The sequence below is a fragment of the Pseudocitrobacter sp. 2023LY-00077 genome (assembly GCF_055796175.1).
Genome location: NZ_JBSPEI010000001.1, coordinates 296,515 through 312,754 on the forward strand (window position 1 = coordinate 296,515; position 16,240 = coordinate 312,754).

A 16,240-nucleotide genomic window follows, 5' to 3' on the forward strand; every position below is an offset into this window, starting at 1 on the left:
AAAATCCCCCGGCTGGCCGGGGGATTCATTCTTAGAGCATTACTCTTTATCTGTCGGGGAAAGCGTGACAGAGGAGAGATAGTTCAGCAGAGCAATATCGTTTTCCACACCCAGTTTCATCATTGCTGATTTCTTCTGGCTACTGATGGTCTTGATACTGCGATTCAGTTTCTTGGCAATCTCGGTCACCAGGAAGCCTTCTGCAAACAGGCGCAACACTTCGCTCTCTTTTGGTGACAAACGTTTGTCGCCATAACCGCCCGCGCTGATTTTCTCCAGCAGGCGAGAGACGCTTTCCGGGGTGAATTTCTTCCCTTTTTGTAACGCGGCCAGCGCTTTAGGCAGGTCGGTCGGCGCACCCTGTTTCAGGACAATACCTTCGATATCCAGATCCAGCACCGCGCTCAGAATAGCCGGGTTGTTATTCATGGTCAGAACGATAATGGAAATACCTGGGAAATGACGCTTAATGTATTTGATAAGCGTGATCCCATCGCCATATTTGTCGCCCGGCATGGAAAGGTCGGTGATCAGGACATGTGCATCCAGTTTCGGTAAATTGTTAATCAGCGCGGTGGAGTCTTCAAATTCGCCGACAACGTTGACCCATTCGATCTGTTCCAGTGATTTGCGAATACCAAACAGAACTATCGGATGATCATCGGCAATAATTACGTTCATATTGTTCATAATAAAGGCTACCTTGCTACAGCAAGCTCTTGACGTAGGCGTCAATGTCGCTGACATATTTTTCTATGGCCGGAGCATCTTTCTCACGAATGACATGCTCAAGCGTTTCACACAACTGCTTGCCAGGAACCAGGTTAAGCATAGCAAACACCCCCTTCAGGCGGTGGGCTGTCTGTGCCAACGCGGCAAAATCACGCGCGTCGCATTCAGTATACAGCCTGCTAACATCTTCCGGTACCGTATCAACAAACAGCGCATAATAGCCGCTGGCCTGAAGCTCGGCGTTTTCATCGCCGCCAAGAGGTGATTCCGTGACCTCTTCCTGTGCCAGTTGCTCTTCAATAAGCTGAAGGACAGCGTCCTGCATAGCATTACTGATATTAAAGTTAACACGCAGTTGGCCAGGGCCAATTTTGCGTATCCCAGCTTCATCATCGCTTAAAAGCAAGCCCGAAGCAGTAAGATTAGACGGATTATCTGTTAAAAAGATATCAAATTCTTGACTCGTCGCCCTTTCGTCCGGCGTGATGCAGGTCGCCCCCCAGCTTTCCAGCTGACGCGTCACGATGGTGCGAATCTCGTTTGAGGTGATATCCACCATGGCAACCACGTCGTCCAGCAGGCGTTCTTCCTGCTCGCTGTCCTCTTCGCGCGGTGCCATTTTTACGTGCAGCGAGTAGCGGGTACCCAATGATTCGCGCGCTTTAATATTCAGATGCCCGCCCAGCTTACGAGCCAGTTGGTCACACAGCCAGAAGGTGAGGGCGTTCGCTTTACCGTAACGATCGGACTGGGTGTCGTTCAGATACGGGAAATGCAGGTTATCAATTTCACCGTGTGATACGCCGTTGCCGGTATCCAGAATGCGGAAGGTCAGGCGCTCGCCCGCAGACTCATCGGCATTCACTTCCAGCGTGATTTTGCCAATCTGAGTCGTGGTTACCGCGTACTGAATCAGCAGCAACAGAATACGGCGCAAGGCATCGCGATCGCCGTGACGCTGCTCTTTGGCCGGAAGCTGATTGTTGATTAGCAGTTGCAGGCCTTTACGTTTGATTGCGGGCAGGACTTCAGGCACTACTTCATCAATCAAATCCTGGAGCGAGAAGAGCGTGGATGCGCCTTTCCAGCTGTCATTCTCCAGCATATTGGCGAGCTGTATTTCATCAACCAGACGGACCAGCAGGTCGGCATTATTCGCCAGCTTCTGGCTTTCAGTGGTGTCTATCGCGGCGGCCTCGGCGGCCAGCGTTTTGATCGGTTGCTTTAAGGTGTCGCTGATATTTTGCATAAAGGCCGCGCGGCCCTGCTGATTTTTTTCATACAGACGCTGCGCCTGCTTGAGCTTCTTATTCACCAGCACTTCGCGGTCTTGATCGCGAATAATGAAGATCTGCATCCGTGGTGAGACCTGACTGCGGAACTGGCGAATTTCGTACAGTTCATTATTAATAGTGGCCTGAATCACGCCCTGATGCTGATCCGCCATGCTGGTGATATTTTGCAGGTTAAGGTGCGGCAACAGATGATCGGCGATTTTATTGCTAATTAACGTACGGTTCGATTCCTGATCGTGCACCAGCAGCCCCAGCGGCAGCAGCGACACAATCTCTTCATTGATAGCGCGCAGTAAACGCAGTTCGTTATTAGCGCCAGACACCGGCGCGGTAGCTGCGCTTTTGCGGCCCGTCTGATGGCGGAACGTGGAGTAACCGAACAGCGCCAGCGCCAGCAGGCCGATATTCAGCAGCAGCGGTAGCATGATGTTCTGGAAGGTATCCAGCAACAGCGTGCCAAACGGGACCTGCCACACCAGACGCATGCCGGTCGAATTCAGCGATGAAGAGATCTCAATACGCGAGCTGTTGAAGTTAATCGCGACGCTATCACTGGGCTCTTTATCCTGGCTACGCAGGGCGTTCTGCGACGGGTCCTGTTCGAGGCGGAAACTGTCGAGAGACATCGCCGGTGGCACAAGATCGTTAATCGGCAGGTCAAATGCCACCACCGTCGCAAGATGTCCCGGCTGGTTAAAGGTGGTGCGCAAAGTGAAGTAGTGGCCGTTTTGCCACGCCAGCCGGCGCAGGGAAGAGAAGGTTTCACGTTCGTCCAGCGTATTTGCCTGCTGGAGCATCTCGGCGCGGCGCGAATCGACGATGCTACCCACCGTAGATTCTTTGAATCCGGAGGAGAGATCTTTTAACGGCAGCGTAGAAATAAGGATCAGGCTGTTATCCTGGCCGTTCAGGTAATACATCGACCATGGGATGGTTTCCGCGCCCCACAGTGTATCGAGATAGGTGGACATGCGCTGAGTAATTTCCAGCGTCGAACTGTCGTGGGAGCCGAAAATCAGCGCCTCGGTTTTACGTCGCGGCTTTTCCAGATAATAGACGTCCTGTTTAAGACGCGTTTCCTGTAACCCTTCGCTGGACGTGGCGCTAGAGGGGGCGGCGGCAATGTTGTCGTAAATCTGCCAGGTCGCATAACGCCAGGTATCAATGCGCTTATGCACGGCATGGGTCATGTCGACTATCTGATAGCTTTTGTCCTTCAGCCACGCGTTTACCGCGCTCTGAATCATCACACCCATCGTTACCAGTAGTACGATGATCATTAACAGGAAGAAGCGGGTGATGCTGCCCGGCAGCAGGGAAAATTTACCGGACGTTTTCTTGTCAGACTGACTCATTGGCGTGTGTAACCCATCATAACGGCATCTGAATGAGAATATGCTCAGACATAGGTGAGCGTGGGACGTCTTAACCTGTTTTGCGCGGCGAACCTACGTCAAATTCTCTCTAACAGGTGAGAGTACAGCAGGCAGTATAAAGGGAACTGTGCCAATTGCCATACTTCAGCGGTTTTCAGCTCCTGAAAGGGAGAAAAATGCGAGGAATAAAAAGGCGATGGAGAGGTAAAACCGCATTTGCGTTAGGTAAAAACAGCATGAATTAACAAGAAATTATCACGTGAAATTATGTTAGTAATTTGTTATGGATTTTGCGGATGATTAATTAATGAACGTTATAATTCACGAGAGTTAGCATGTGGGGATTAAAGTTACGTAAAGAAAGGTAAAAAAAACCGGATGCGATGCATCCGGTGGAAATAGGGGTAAACAGACATTCAGAACTGAATGACGGTAATAAATAAAGTTAATGATGATAGCGATATCTATTTTAGTTGCGGGTGAAACTTTTGTTTTACCATTCAGTGCTATACCTGTAACCAATTTTAATTCATTGATTATGAAAGACTATTTCAAAACTCTTTGTTTATCCGTGCTATTTTTCTTACCCATTTGTGCGAAAAAAAGTTCCGTAGAATTTACATTTTGAAACACCTATATGGATAAATGAAACACCTTTAAGGTTTTAGTATCATTTTGGTGTTGGATTATTCTGCATTTTGCAGCACAATGGGTTTGCCGACTGGTTAATGAGGGTTGACCAGTAAGCAGTGGCATATAAAAAGGCATATAACAGAGGGTTATTAACATGAAAGTTAAAGTACTGTCCCTCCTGGTACCAGCACTGCTGGTAGCGGGCGCAGCAAATGCGGCTGAAATTTATAACAAAGACGGCAACAAATTAGATCTGTACGGTAAAATCGACGGTCTGCACTACTTCTCCGATGACAACGGCGTAGACGGCGACCAGACCTACATGCGTATCGGCGTTAAAGGCGAGACTCAGATCCAGGACCAACTGACCGGTTACGGCCAGTGGGAATACAACGTTCAGGCGAACAATACTGAAGATTCCAGCGATCAGGCGTGGACTCGTCTGGCATTCGCCGGTCTGCGCTTCGGTGATGCAGGTTCCTTCGACTACGGTCGTAACTACGGCGTTGTTTACGACATCACTTCATGGACCGACGTTCTGCCGGAATTCGGCGGCGACACCTACGGTTCTGACAACTTCCTGCAGTCTCGTGCTAACGGCGTTGCAACCTACCGTAACACTGACTTCTTCGGTCTGGTTGATGGCCTGAACTTTGCTCTGCAGTACCAGGGTAAAAACGGCAGCGTAAGCGGCGAAGGTACGACTAACAACGGTCGTGGCGATCTGAAACAGAACGGTGACGGCTTCGGCGGCTCCCTGTCTTATGACATCGGCGAAGGCTTCAGCGTGGGTGGTGCGATTGCCAGCTCTAAACGTACTGATGCTCAGAACACCAACCCGGCCTTTGGTCGTGGTGACAAAGCGACTACCTACACCGGTGGTCTGAAATATGATGCGAACAACATCTATCTGGCCGCGCAGTACACCCAGACTTACAACGCAACTCGCTTCGGCAAAGTTAACAATGACACGAACTTCGGTGGCTACGCTGATAAAGCGCAGAACTTCGAAGTGGTTGCACAGTACCAGTTCGACTTCGGTCTGCGTCCGTCCGTTGCTTACCTGCAGTCTAAAGGCAAAGACCTCGTAGCTGCTGGTGGCCGCGACTTCGGCGACCAGGATCTGGTTAAATATGTTGATGTTGGTGCGACCTACTACTTCAACAAAAACATGTCTACCTATGTTGATTACAAAATCAACCTGCTGGATGACAACACCTTCACCCGCGCTGCTGGCATCTCTACCGATGACGTCGTAGCACTGGGTCTGGTTTACCAGTTCTAATCGACTGCGAACCTGCAAAAAAGGAGCCGAAAGGCTCCTTTTTTTATGCCTTGTTTAAGATAATTGGTGTACTCTTGCGCGCATTGCAGGAGAAATAATACCGGATGGAAATGAATATCTTACGTGCGGCCCTGGTGAGCGTCGCGTTACTGCTTGCTGGCTGCGATAATGCCAGTACTGCCACGCCATCAAAAGAAACCGCAACGGTGCTCGAAGGCAAGACAATGGGCACCTTCTGGCGCGTGAGCGTGGTGGATATCGATAAAAAACGCGCCGATGAACTGCGCGAAAAAATCCAGACACAGCTTGATGGTGATGACCAGCTACTCTCGACGTGGAAAAACGACTCCGCGTTGATGCGCTTTAACCTCTCTTCCAGCACCGCGCCGTGGCCGGTCACCGAAGCCATGGCGGATATCGTCACCGAATCCCTGCGTATCGGGCAAAAAACCCGGGGTGCGATGGACATTACCGTGGGCCCGCTGGTGAATCTGTGGGGCTTTGGCCCGGATAAACAGCCAGTCAGTACGCCGACGCAGGAACAAATCGATGCGGCAAAAGCCAAAACCGGCTTACAACACCTGACGGTGATTAACACCGCAGGTCGCCAGTATCTGCAAAAAGATCTCCCTGAACTCTATGTTGATCTCTCGACCGTTGGCGAAGGGTATGCGGCGGATCATCTTGCGCGCCTGATGGGACAGGAGGGGATCTCGCGCTATCTGGTGTCCGTTGGCGGCGCGCTGTCGAGCCGCGGCATGAATGCGGAAGGCCGCCCGTGGCGCGTGGCGATTCAAAAACCGACTGATAAAGAGAACGCCGTACAGGCGATTGTCGATATCAATGGTCACGGGATCAGCACATCCGGCAGCTATCGCAACTACTACGAACTGGACGGTCAGCGAATCTCTCACGTTATCGACCCGCAAACCGGCCGACCCATTACCCACAAACTGGTTTCCGTGACGGTGATTGCGCCGACGGCGCTGGAAGCCGATGCCTGGGATACCGGCCTGATGGTTCTCGGCCCGGAAAAAGCCAAAGAAGTGGTGCGCGAGCAGGGGCTCGCGGTGTATATGATCATGAAAGAGGGTGATAACTTCACCACCTGGATGTCGCCGCAGTTCAAAGCGTTTCTGGTAAACGGTAAAAATTAAAAAGCAAGATTGCCGGTTTTTTGCTGTCTCCTCCAGGGCAAAGTCGTCGTACACTTACTGGAGGAGCCTGATATGACATCTCACACTTTCCATACTGATGAGCGCCGCTGGCAGGCGGTGCTTGAGCGCAATGCCGGAGCCGACGGGCAGTTTGTCTTTGCGGTCCGCACCACCGGTATTTTTTGTCGCCCCTCCTGCAAAGCGCGCCATGCGTTGCGCCAGAATGTGCAATTTTATCCTGATGCTGATGCGGCGCTGCAGGCAGGTTTTCGCCCCTGTAAACGCTGCCAGCCGGATACGCTCGATCCCCAGTTGCAAAAAGTGAACAAAGTGGCGATAGCCTGCCGAATGCTCGAACAGGATGTGCCCGTTACCCTGGACACGTTAGCCGAGGCGGTAGCTCTCAGTCCCTACCATTTCCACCGTTTGTTTAAGTCGGTCACCGGCGTCACGCCAAAAGCGTGGCAGCAAGCGTGGCGCGCCCGGCGCCTGCGTGAAGCGCTGGCGGAAGGCGAGGCGGTGACCCATGCCGTACTCAATGCCGGTTTTCCGGACAGCAGCAGCTACTATCGCCATGCCGATCGGCTTCTGGGTATGACGGCAAAACAGTATCGACGCGGTGGTGAAGAGGCCGTTATCCATTATGCGCTGGAAGATTGCCGTTTCGGACGTTGCCTGATAGCGCTGAGCACGCGTGGCATCTGCGCCGTGCTGTTGGGCGATAGCGATGCACAGCTGACGACAGAGCTTCAGCAACTTTTCCCCTCGGCGCAATCGCAGCAGGGCAGCCCGGCTTTTCATCAGCAAATTCATGAGGTGGTGAGGCGGCTGGATGATCAACAGTTGCCGCTGAATTTGCCGCTGGATATTCGCGGCACCGCCTTTCAGCAGCAAGTCTGGCAGGCATTGCGCGCGATTCCGCTGGGTGAAACGCGCAGCTATCAGCAAATTGCCACCGCCATTGGCAACCCGAAAGCCGTGCGTGCGGTGGCCGGTGCCTGCGCGGCGAACAAACTGGCGATCGTTATTCCGTGCCATCGGGTGGTGCGTGAAGATGGTAGCCTGTCGGGATACCGCTGGGGCGTGGGGCGCAAAGCGGCGCTGCTGGCGGATGAGAAAAATGCCGGAGGGAAATAATGCTCGATCTCTTTGCTGATGAAGCCCCCTGGCAGGAACCGCTGGCGGCGGGCTCCATCATCCTTCGTCGCCAGGCGTTAAGCCAGGCCAGCGAATTGCTGGCGGCGATTGAACAGGTTGCCGCGTTGTCACCGTTTCGCCAGATGGTGACGCCCGGCGGCTATACCATGTCGGTGGCGATGACCAACTGCGGCCCGCTGGGCTGGAGCACCGATCTGCACGGTTACTGCTACACGCCGCGCGATCCGCTGACGGGCAAATCCTGGCCGTCCATGCCGGATGTGTTCCGCAGCCTGGCGCTGGAGGCGGCGACGCTGGCGGGCTATGCCGATTTTTCGCCGGACGCCTGCCTGATTAACCGCTACCTTCCGGGCGCGAAACTGTCGCTTCATCAGGATAAAGACGAAGCCACGCTGAGCGCGCCGATTGTGTCGGTTTCGCTGGGCTTGCCCGCTGTGTTCCAGTTTGGCGGCCTGAAGCGTAACGATCCGCTCCAGCGCGTGTTGCTGGAACATGGCGATGTGGTGGTGTGGGGCGGCGAATCGCGCCTCTTTTATCATGGTATTCAGCCGCTCAAACCGGGTCACCATCCACAGGTTGGCCCACTGCGCTATAACCTCACCTTTCGTCATGCAGGTAATAAAGAATAAAAATAAGAATTATTCTTGATGTACTCGTACGGCAGTTTACACTGCACGCTGTTTTTATTTTCCGGGTTGCTGTTTTATGGAACTTCTCCTGCTTGTCTGGCGCCAGTACCGCTGGCCATTTATTGCCGTTATGGCGCTGAGTTTACTGAGCGCGGCGTTGGGGATTGGGCTGATTGCCTTCATTAACCTGCGTTTAATCACTACGGTAGATATGTCACTGACAGTGCTGCCAGAGTTTCTCGGGCTGCTGCTATTGCTGATGGCGGTTACGCTGGGTTCGCAGCTGGCGCTGACCACGCTCGGACATCACTTTGTTTACCGTCTGCGCAGCGAATTCATTAAACGTATTCTGGACACCCAGGTTGAACGCATCGAAAAACTCGGCAGCGCGGCGCTGCTGGCGGGCCTGACCAGCGATGTACGGGCGATCACCATCGCTTTCGTCCGTCTGCCGGAACTGGTGCAGGGGATTATCCTGACCTTTGGCTCCGCCGCTTACCTGGCATTTCTGTCGACCAAAATGCTGCTGGTGACCGCACTGTGGATGGCGGTGACCATCTGGGGCGGGTTTGTGCTGGTGGCGCGGGTCTACAAACATATGGCGATTCTGCGTGAGACGGAAGATGCGCTGTATCAGGATTATCAGACCGTGCTGGAAGGGCGCAAAGAGCTCACCCTCAACCGGGAACGCGCAGAGTATGTCTTTAATCAGCTCTATATTCCTGACGCGAAAAGCTACCGTCACCATATCGTGCGCGCCGACACCTTCCACCTGAGCGCTGTGAACTGGTCGAACATTATGATGCTGGGCGCTATCGGCCTGGTCTTCTGGATGGCGAACAGCCTGGGCTGGGCGGATACCGCCGTGGCGGCGACCTACTCGCTGACGCTGCTGTTCCTGCGCACGCCGCTGTTGTCGGCCGTTGGCGCGCTGCCGACGTTACTCAGCGCGCAGGTAGCGTTCAAAAAACTCAACACCTTCTCGCTTGCGCCTTACCAGGCGGAATTTCCGGTGCCGAAAGCGTATCCGAACTGGCAAACGCTCGAACTGCGTGATGTGGAGTTTCACTATGAAGACAACACCTTCGCCGTGGGCCCGATCAATCTGACGCTCCATCGCGGCGAACTGGTGTTCCTGATTGGCGGCAACGGTAGCGGTAAATCGACGCTGGCGATGCTGCTTACCGGGCTCTATCAACCGGTTAAAGGGCAGATTCTGCTGGACGGTAAACCGCTGGCGGCGGACAAACCGGAAGATTACCGTAAGCTGTTCTCAGCGGTCTTCACTGACGTCTGGCTGTTTGACCAGTTGCTGGGACCGGAAGGAAAACAGGCCGACCCGGCGCTGGTGGATAAGTGGCTGGAACAGCTGAAAATGGGGCATAAGGTGAAGCTGGAAAACGGCAAAATCCTTGACCTTAAACTCTCGAAAGGGCAAAAGAAGCGCGTGGCGCTGCTGCTGGCATTAGCGGAAGAGCGAGACATCATTATGCTGGATGAGTGGGCCGCCGATCAGGATCCGCACTTCCGCCGTGAGTTCTACCAAATATTGCTTCCGCTGATGCAACAGATGGGTAAAACGGTCTTTGCTATCAGCCACGACGACCACTACTTCATCCATGCCGATCGTCTGCTGGAGATGCGCAATGGTCAATTGAGTGAGTTGACCGGTGAGGAACGCGATGCCGCCTCGCGCGATGCGGTCGCCCGAACGGCATAACCTGATGAAAAAAGCGGCATTCGCCGCTTTTTTCATGGGTATTAAAATGCTGTTTATTATTATTTACATTTCTCCACGCTATGCTTAATGCTCCCGGCCTACCTGCCGGGCATTCAGATGACCGAAAGGATGACCGGCAATGTCCGCAATAATGAAAAACAGCGCGAAGCTGCGTGATGAAGAGCGCGCGCGTCTTATCTGGCTATTAACCACCGATAAAGCCATTACCTCCGTTCTGCTGGGCAAACTGACGCTCGCCGAGCAGTATGATGAGAGCACCCTGATTGACGACCTCGCGGAAGTCAGCGCGCTGGTGGCACATCTTCCTGGCCCGGACCTGGCGGACGTTCTGGAGGCATTGCCCTCCGATGAGCGTCACGCGTTATGGAACGTGGTGGAAGATGACAAGCGCGGCAAAGTGTTGCTTGAAGCATCGGAGAACGTCTGGGACGACCTCATTGACGATATGAGCGACCGGGCGTTGCTCGATGCACTGCAAACCCTGGACATCGATGAACAGATTTACCTGGTTCAGCATCTGCCGCGCGATTTAACCGGACGCCTGCTGGCAACACTCCCGCCGTCCGAGCGCGCCCGCGTGCGTCAGGTGATGAACTATGCCCACGATCGCGTTGGCTCGATCATGGAGTTCGAAGTCATTACCGTACGCCCGGAAGTGACGCTGGCGACCGTCCAGCGCTACCTGCGGCGGCTCGGAAAAATGCCGGAAAACACCGATAAACTGTTCGTCACGCGGCGGGATATGACGCTGGTTGGCGAGCTGGAATTGACCACCATTTTGCTCAGCCCGGCACAAAGCACCGTTGAAGCGGTAATGGAATCCGAACCGGTGGCTTTCCACCCGGAAGAAGAGTCGGAAAAGGTGGCCCGTACCTTCGAACGTGACAACCTGGTCAGCGCCGCGGTTATCGATCAGCAGGGCAAACTGATGGGACGTTTGACCATCGATGAGATTGTTGACGTGGTTTACGAAGAAACGGATAGCGATCTGCGTCGCATGGGTGGCCTGAGTGCCGAAGAGGACGTGTTTGCGCCAGTGACCAAAGCGGTGAAAACCCGTTGGGCGTGGCTGGCGATCAACCTCTGCACCGCATTTATTGCTTCGCGCGTCATCGATGGCTTCGAACATACCATCTCACAACTGGTGGCGCTGGCGTCGTTGATGCCGATCGTCGCAGGAATTGGCGGTAACACCGGGAACCAGACCATTACCATGATCGTGCGCGCGCTGGCGCTACAGCAGATCCAGCCGGGTAACTTCTCGTTTCTGATCCTGCGTGAAATGGGCGTGGCGTTGATTAATGGCCTGGTGTGGGGCGGGATCATGGGCTGCGTCACCTGGCTGCTCTACAGCGACCCGCACCTGGGTGCGGTGATGACGCTGGCGATGGTATTGAACCTGCTGGTTGCGGCGCTAATGGGCGTACTGATCCCGATGATCATGGTGAAGTTTGGCCGCGACCCGGCGGTAGGCTCCAGCGTAATGATCACCGCAATCACCGACACCGGCGGCTTCTTTATTTTCCTTGGGCTGGCGACGATTTTTCTGCTTTAACCGCAAGCTTTTCTTTCAGGCGGGCAGGGATCAGCGCCATGCTGACCACGCCCGCCAGCACGCCAATCGCCAGGTTGCCGGTGCTGACGGTTGCCGCGACCGTTATCACCATCACCATGGTCTCCGGCCACGGGGCGCGTTTCAGCGTTGCAGGCTGGACGCTGTGCCAGCTAAAGGTTTTGAACGCCACAATCACCATAATTCCGGCCAGTACCGACATTGGAATGTCAGCCATAACCTTGCTTAACGCCGTCACCAACAGCAGCAGCACGAGGCCTGCCATGATTGTTGAAACGCGGCTACGGCCTTTCCCCATCTCGACGTTGACAATCGTCTGACCAATCATCGCACAGCCCGCGATGCCGCCATAAAAACCGGCCAGAATGTTGGCGATGCCAAGCCCGGCGCTTTCGCGCGCTTTGTTTGACGGCGTCGCGGTCAAATCATCGACCAGCTTTGCCGTCAGCAACGACTCCATTAACCCGACAAACGCAATGCTCAGCGCGCAGGGCCAGATGATGTTCAGGGTGTCGAGATTCATCGGCACCAGTAACTGCGTCAGGCCGGGCAGGCCACCGCTCATCGAACCTTCATCGCCAACGGTGGGCAGTAGCTGGCCGCTGGTGATGGTGAAAAGGGTTAACAGCACGATGGCAATCAGCGGTGATGGCACGCTCTTAATCACCCGCGGTGCCCACAGCACAATCAGCAGGGTCGCGACGAAGAGCGCGATAATCAGCGGATTACGGCTCCAGAAATGCGGCACTTGGGCGAAGAAGATCAGCACCCCTAGCGCGTTGACAAAACCGGTCATCACCGGCTGCGGAATAAACCGCATCAACCGTGCCATACCGCACAGGCCGAACAGAATTTGAATCACGCCAGCCATCACCACGGCGGGCAGAATGTAACCGACGCCGTGTTGATGCACCATCGGCCCGATGACCAGCGCCACAGAACCGGCAGCGGCAGTCACCATCGCCGGACGCCCGCCGAGAAATGACATCGCCAGACACAGCACCACCGAGGCAATCAAACTGACTTTGGGATCGACGCCAGCAATCACGGAAAAGGAGATGACTTCGGGGATCAATGCCAGTGCGGTAATGACGCCAGCCAGCGTTTCGCGCAGCAGCAGTTTGGGCGAGCGCATTACGGAAAGGATGCGGCCATCCTGGGGAGCAAAAGGGGTGTCTGACATGGGATCTTCATTGGTTATCGATAGCCGGTTTTCTATAAGCCGTACTTTCGTGCTATTTATCACAAAACGGAGCAGTTTACCGCTCTATGTCACAGAATGCCAATACAAAAATTTAATTGACGTATACATTTATTAAACATTTTGATAACAGGTCTCAAAACACAACTTAAAATTTAAACAATATTTAAATTTTATGTTGCTGGTGATACCGTATACCCACGAATTGTTTTTACCTGCGTGTAACAAATCGCATCTCAAGTAAGGCCTCCCTACAATGAAGAAAAAGACAGCTGTACCCAATGCACAGAAAGCGGGTTCCGATACTGCTTCTGATGTGGCCAAAACCAACTCCCGCGTTATACACGAGACGGATGTTTTGTTGATCGGTGGTGGTATTATGAGCGCTACGCTGGGTACCTGGCTGCAAGAGCTGGAACCGAACTGGTCGATCACCATGGTCGAGCAAATGGAAAGCGTCGCGGAAGAGAGTTCCAACGGCTGGAACAACGCAGGCACCGGCCACTCCGCGCTGATGGAGCTCAACTATACGCCGCAGAAAGCGGATGGTTCCGTCAGCATTGAAAAAGCTATCGACATCAACGAAGCGTTCCAGGTTTCTCGTCAGTTCTGGGCGCATCAGGTGAAACGCGGCGTTCTCACGCAGCCGAAATCCTTTATTAATACCGTTCCGCACATGAGCTTTGTCTGGGGCGATGCGAACGTCAACTTCCTGCGCGCGCGCTACCGTGCACTGCAGCAGAATCCACTGTTCCGCGGTATGCGCTACTCAGAAGATCATCAACAGATTAAAGAGTGGGCGCCGCTGGTGATGGAAGGGCGCGATCCGCAGCAGAAGATCGCCGCGACGCGCACCGAAGCCGGTACCGATGTGAACTACGGCGAGATCACCCGCCAGCTGATTTCCTCGTTGCAGGCGCATAAAAACTTCAATCTGCAACTCAATACGGTGGTGCGTCGTTTCCGTCAGAATGCAGACAAGAGCTGGACCATCACCGTTTCCGATGCCAATAACAGCCACGCGAAACGCACGATTAAAGCCAAATTTATCTTTATCGGCGCGGGTGGCGCGGCGTTGAAACTGCTGCAACAGACCAAAATTCCGCAGGCGAAAGAGTATGCTGGCTTCCCGGTTGGCGGCCAGTTCCTGGTGTGCGAAAACCCGGACGTGGTGAATCATCATCTGGCGAAAGTGTATGGTCAGGCCGATGTTGGCGCGCCGCCGATGTCGGTGCCGCATATCGATACCCGCGTGATTGACGGTAAACGCGTCATTCTGTTCGGGCCGTTCGCGACCTTCTCAACGCGTTTCCTGAAAAACGGTTCGCTGTGGGATCTGCTGGCGTCGATCAACAAATCGAACATCATGCCGATGATCAACGTCGGGATGGACAACTTCGATCTGGTGAAATACCTGGTTAGCCAGGTTCTTCAGAAAGATAAAGATCGTCACGCCGCGCTACGTGAATACTACCCGATGGCGCAGAAAGGCGACTGGCGCTTGTGGCAGGCGGGGCAGCGCGTGCAGATTATCAAACGTGATGCACAGAAAGGCGGGGTTCTGCGTCTGGGCACAGAAGTGGTGAGCGACGATGAAGGTACCGTAGCGGCACTGCTCGGCGCGTCTCCGGGTGCTTCTACCGCTGCGCCAATCATGCTGCAACTGCTGGAAAAAGTATTCCATGAGAAAATGCAGACCGCGGCCTGGCAGGCGAAAATCAAAGCCGTAGTGCCGACTTACGGCTCGCGCCTGAACGAACATCCGCAGGCGATTGAAGAGACTCTGGCGCACACCAGTGAAGTGCTGGAGCTGAGCTACGTGCCGGTTCGTGATGCCGATCCAACCCCGCAACCGCAGACTAAATCGCAGCCGGTGGTGGTGAATGAGATGGCGGATATTGCGCTGTAAATGATAAAAAGCCCCGAATGTCGGGGCTTCTTGTAGATTGCCAATGCCTGATGCGCTATGCTTATCAGGCCTACATAAAAACTGCAATGTATTGAATTTGCATGATTTTGTAGGCCGGATAAGGCGTTCACGCCGCATCTGGCATCAACATGGCCACTTTATTAACGCTCTACAGCGTTATGTACTTCTTCTTCGGCTTTCCAGACGCGGTATTTAACTTCCACGTTATCCGGGGTGTAGACCACGATCGGCAGTTTGCTGTTGTAACGCAACATGCCGTCGTCACCGAGATACGCCGCAACAAACTGTTTGGTCTTCGTTTTGTCCGGGCAGGCCATCATGGTGGAGACCGGCTCGCCAACTTTATCAAAGACATAGTAGTCGTAACCCCAACCTTCCAGCGTTTTGCTTTCCAGCTTGCCGCCCAGGCGGTGACGGTTACAGTCGACTTCCAGCGTTTTACCAATCATCAGCTCAACTTTCAGCGCTGATTCGTCCTGCTGCGCAGGTAACTGAATCACCTGGCGCTTCATGCCTTTTTCCGCTTGCGGATAAGGCGCAACTTTTTCCAGCGGTTGCTCTGCCGCCGTGGCAGAAAGCGAAACAGCGGTCAGTAGTAAAGCAGCGAGCGTAAATGTGTTTTTCACTGTGAATCCTTTTTATCAGTAGTTCATCGGCAAGATTATCATCATTGTCGTGAATGTTAAGTGCCATTTACTGATTTTTGCATTAAGAGTAGTGAACTGTTTTGCGTATTAATCCGAAAACGAAGTTTCTCGCTGTCAGGATCAAAGCAGTTCTATCTGCTGTTTTGCACAGGCTTCGCGTAACGCGGCATCGGGTTCCCCATCGATGATAATCGCGCTGGCAAGGGAAAGCGGGCCGATGGCAAAAGCAGAAGCGGCGTTCATCTTTTCAGTCGAGGCCATGACTACTGTTTCTGCCGCGCGCTGCGACAGGGCGCGTTTCACACAGGCTTCTTCGTAATCACCCGTGGTAAAGCCTGCGCTGGCATGAATGCCCGTCACTCCCATAAAAAACAGATCGGCATTGATATGGCTGATGGCATCGATCATTGCCGATCCCACGGTCACAACCGAATGTTTAAACAATCTCCCGCCGATGACGATCACCTCAACCAGCGGGTGATCGACCAGACTGACGGCAATCCCTGGGCTGTGAGTGACGACGGTAAAAGCGATATCCTGCGGTATGCGCGCCACCAGTTCGTGTGCGGTGGTTCCGCCATCAATCATCACCACCTGACCTGGCTGTATCAGTTTTACCGCTTTTTCTGCCACTTTCTGCTTTGAACGGTTTTGCACGTTTTTGCGTGTTTCGATTGGCGCTATTGCGGCTGATGCGGGCAGCGCACCACCGTGAACGCGCTGCAACAGTCCTTCAGCCGCCAGTTCCCGTAAATCACGCCGAATAGAGTCCTCTGAGATCATGAACTTTTGGCTCAGTTCGCTGGATAAAACCTGCTTATGTTGCGCAAGCAGTTCGAGGATCATTTTTTTACGTTGGCTGGCGAGCATGAATATTTCTCTT

Annotated in this window: 12 protein-coding genes; 7 read left to right on the top strand and 5 right to left on the bottom strand. The window is 53.8% G+C overall.

Annotation, left to right across the window (positions count from 1 at the left end):
• Positions 1-39: 39 nt before the first annotated feature.
• On the bottom strand, positions 40-690 hold the full coding sequence (gene rcsB, locus ACWWFX_RS01410; protein ID WP_015963687.1) for a response regulator transcription factor RcsB: 651 nt from the start codon (positions 688-690) through the stop codon (positions 40-42).
• A 16-nt stretch (positions 691-706) separates the two neighbouring features.
• Complete coding sequence (rcsD, locus tag ACWWFX_RS01415; protein ID WP_276219787.1) at positions 707-3,382, bottom strand: phosphotransferase RcsD; 2,676 nt, start codon at positions 3,380-3,382, stop codon at positions 707-709.
• 808 nt (positions 3,383-4,190) lie between these two features.
• On the opposite strand from rcsD, the gene ACWWFX_RS01420 reads away from it, so the two are divergent.
• From ACWWFX_RS01420 to mgtE, 6 genes are all read left to right on the top strand, one after another.
• On the top strand, positions 4,191-5,321 hold the full coding sequence (locus ACWWFX_RS01420) for a porin OmpC (protein WP_276219788.1): 1,131 nt from the start codon (positions 4,191-4,193) through the stop codon (positions 5,319-5,321).
• A gap of 104 nt (positions 5,322-5,425) precedes the next feature.
• Positions 5,426-6,478 (top strand): FAD:protein FMN transferase ApbE, encoded by a 1,053-nt coding sequence (gene apbE / locus ACWWFX_RS01425; protein WP_456146035.1) that lies wholly within the window; start codon positions 5,426-5,428, stop codon positions 6,476-6,478.
• Between the two features lie 72 nt (positions 6,479-6,550).
• A complete protein-coding gene (ada, locus tag ACWWFX_RS01430) occupies positions 6,551-7,615 on the top strand; it encodes a bifunctional DNA-binding transcriptional regulator/O6-methylguanine-DNA methyltransferase Ada (protein ID WP_473223023.1) in 1,065 nt (354 codons plus the stop codon).
• Positions 7,615-8,265 carry a DNA oxidative demethylase AlkB gene (gene alkB, locus ACWWFX_RS01435; protein WP_473223024.1) on the top strand — a complete coding sequence of 217 codons (651 nt, stop codon included), beginning with the start codon at positions 7,615-7,617 and terminating at the stop codon, positions 8,263-8,265. The genes ada and alkB overlap by 1 nt, the downstream gene beginning before the upstream one ends.
• 76 nt (positions 8,266-8,341) lie before the next feature.
• Positions 8,342-9,985, top strand: coding sequence for a multidrug ABC transporter permease/ATP-binding protein (locus tag ACWWFX_RS01440; protein WP_473223025.1), 1,644 nt, complete (start codon positions 8,342-8,344; stop codon positions 9,983-9,985).
• Between the two features lie 139 nt (positions 9,986-10,124).
• Positions 10,125-11,561 (top strand): magnesium transporter, encoded by a 1,437-nt coding sequence (mgtE, locus tag ACWWFX_RS01445; RefSeq protein WP_108473624.1) that lies wholly within the window; start codon positions 10,125-10,127, stop codon positions 11,559-11,561.
• On the opposite strand, the gene ACWWFX_RS01450 is transcribed toward mgtE, so the two are convergent.
• On the bottom strand, positions 11,524-12,762 hold the full coding sequence (locus ACWWFX_RS01450; protein WP_276219793.1) for a SulP family inorganic anion transporter: 1,239 nt from the start codon (positions 12,760-12,762) through the stop codon (positions 11,524-11,526). The two genes, mgtE and ACWWFX_RS01450, sit on opposite strands and share 38 nt — an antisense overlap.
• Before the next feature lie 274 nt (positions 12,763-13,036).
• Here ACWWFX_RS01450 and mqo point away from each other — a divergent pair, with 274 nt between their 5' ends.
• Positions 13,037-14,689: a malate dehydrogenase (quinone) gene (gene mqo, locus ACWWFX_RS01455; RefSeq protein ID WP_276219794.1), complete on the top strand. Its 1,653-nt coding sequence runs from the start codon at positions 13,037-13,039 to the stop codon at positions 14,687-14,689.
• A 161-nt stretch (positions 14,690-14,850) separates the two neighbouring features.
• Here mqo and eco read toward each other — a convergent pair whose 3' ends face one another.
• Together eco and ACWWFX_RS01465 are read right to left on the bottom strand one after the other, a co-directional pair.
• Positions 14,851-15,336 (bottom strand): serine protease inhibitor ecotin, encoded by a 486-nt coding sequence (gene eco / locus ACWWFX_RS01460; RefSeq protein WP_015963697.1) that lies wholly within the window; start codon positions 15,334-15,336, stop codon positions 14,851-14,853.
• Positions 15,337-15,477: 141 nt separating this feature from the next.
• Positions 15,478-16,227, bottom strand: a complete 750-nt coding sequence (locus tag ACWWFX_RS01465; RefSeq protein ID WP_276219795.1) for a DeoR/GlpR family DNA-binding transcription regulator — start codon at positions 16,225-16,227, stop codon at positions 15,478-15,480.
• Between the last annotated feature and the right edge of the window lie 13 nt (positions 16,228-16,240).